At 74.8% G+C, this 1,974-nt stretch carries 3 protein-coding genes; all 3 read right to left on the bottom strand.

What is annotated here, in order from left to right; genetic code table 11:
- Window positions 1-740: LacI family DNA-binding transcriptional regulator (locus tag RL72_RS00135; protein ID WP_045248773.1), on the bottom strand; the 740-nt coding region annotated here is incomplete at its 3' end.
- A gap of 75 nt (window positions 741-815) precedes the next feature.
- Entirely contained in the window at window positions 816-1,568 is a 753-nt protein-coding gene (locus RL72_RS00130; protein ID WP_045248772.1) for a sugar phosphate isomerase/epimerase family protein, read from the bottom strand.
- A gap of 74 nt (window positions 1,569-1,642) precedes the next feature.
- The coding region (locus tag RL72_RS00125; protein WP_045248771.1) for a sugar phosphate isomerase/epimerase family protein at window positions 1,643-1,974 on the bottom strand (332 nt) is incomplete at its 5' end.

Here is a 1,974-nt window from a genome sequence, read left to right as displayed (position 1 = left end):
AAGTCGCCGCGGTGGATCCGGGCCAGCTCGCCCCCGCCGGCCGCGAACCCGCGGGCGAAGCCGTTGAGGCGGTCGTCGGAGGTGCGCACGCCCTCGGCGGCTCCGATGCCGATCGCGGTGCGATAGCCGATCGCGGCCATGCGGCGGCCGAGTTCCTCCGCCCCGCCGGCGTTGTCGATCGTGATCGCCCGGGTGGCCCCCTCGTCGGCGGCGGGGCGCTCGCCGAACACGACGACCCGTCCGCCGTAGCGCTGGAACGCCGCCAGCTCCGCATCCGCGGGTGCGCCCTCCCCCGCCTCGCCGGTGCGGTCGGCGCGGGACGCCGCGAGGATGAGGCCCTGCGGACGCTGGCCGCGCAGGGCGCGCAGGATCCGGTTCTCGCGCTCCGGATCCCGCTCGGTGATCGAGATCGTCACGACCAGCCCTCGCTCGTCGGCACCGCGCGCAACACCCGCCGCGATCTGGCCGAAGTAGGGGTCGGCGATGTCGGCGACGAGGAGGGCGATGACCGGGGAGTGTCCGCGCGCGGTCGCCTGCGCCGACACGTTCGGGGTGTAGCCGAGGGACTCGGCGACGCGCTCGACCCGCTCCCGGAACGCCTCGGCCACCTTGCGCTCCGAGCCGTTCAGCACGCGCGACGCCGTGGCGAGGGAGACGCCGGCCTCCCGTGCGACGTCCTGGAGCGTCACCGCATGGGCGGCGCCGGGGGCGGAGCGCAGGGAAGGGCTTTCCGGATTCATGCCCCGAGCATAGTTCCCGTCGCGCCCTTCGCGCATCGCGGGACACGCGCCGGGACGTCCGTCCGCGCCCGGGTGTCAGCCGACGTAGGCGCGCAATGCGGCGGCCTCGCCGGCGAGGGCGGCCGGGTCGTCCCCCGGCACGAACTCGAGCAGCGCATCCCGCGGGGGGACGGGCGCGACCGCCGCCGCGGCGGCGAACGCCCGCCACAGACCGTCCCGGGCGCCGAGCGTCAGACGCTCGGCCGCAGGCCACCAGGAGAACACGTGCACCGCCGAGACCCGATCCGCGATCCGTCGGTACTCCGCGACGGCCACGTCGTCGGGCGCCGAGACCGTGGGCTGCCAGTACGTCGACAAGTGCGGGCTGGCGACCTCGTCCAGCACGCGCAGCGTCTGCTCCGCATCGTCGGCGAGCGTGCCCCCGTGGAACTCGAGCGCGAGCGAGATCCCCCGCGCGCCCGCCTGCTCCACGGCCGCGGCGAGGGCGTCGATGGTCGCGGCGCGCTCCTGGGCACTCGCCTGCGCGGAGCCGGTCCGCCCCGCCCAGATCCGGATCCGGTCGGCGCCGAGCGCCGCGGCGGCGTCGAGCACCGGGGCGATCTCCTCCCCCGCATCGCCGCGGAAGTAGGAGCCGTAGGAGGCGACCGCCAGCCCGGCGTCGGCCGTGACCCTGGCGACCTGGGACGCCCGCGCGACATCGCCCGGAGGCACGTGCACGTCGCCGCCCCACTCGACGGCCTGCAGTCCGGCGTCCGCGGCGAGCGCGGCGATCGCCGCCGGCTCCAGCTGACGGAAGGTCACGGAGCACAGTCCCGGTCGGATGCTCATGGATTCAGCCTTTCACGTGGTCGCGGCGGGACGCTTCTCCGTGGACCGCCCGTCGCGCACCGCTCCACGCCGCCTCAGAACAGGTGCGGAGAGACGGTGCGCGCGAAGGACTCGGCGGTGCGGCGCACCACGTCGGCCGGATCCTGGGCCCAGATCTCGGCGTTGAAGATCTCCACCTCGATGTCGCGGTCGTAGCCGGTGGCGACGACCGCCTGCGTCAACGAGGCGAAGTCGATGATCCCGTCTCCCGGATAGTGCCTGCTGAGCAGCACGTCCGCCGGCAGCGGGGTCTTCCAGTCGCACACCTGATACGTCGCGATCCGACCCTCGCGGCCGGCGCGGGCGATCTGGTCGAGCACCTGCGGATCCCACCAGGTGTGGAACGTGTCGACGGCCGCGCCGACGA

Origin of the sequence: Microbacterium azadirachtae (assembly GCF_000956545.1) — a bacterium.
Taxonomy (GTDB): domain Bacteria; phylum Actinomycetota; class Actinomycetes; order Actinomycetales; family Microbacteriaceae; genus Microbacterium; species Microbacterium azadirachtae.
This window is presented reverse-complemented; position numbering and strand designations above follow the sequence as displayed.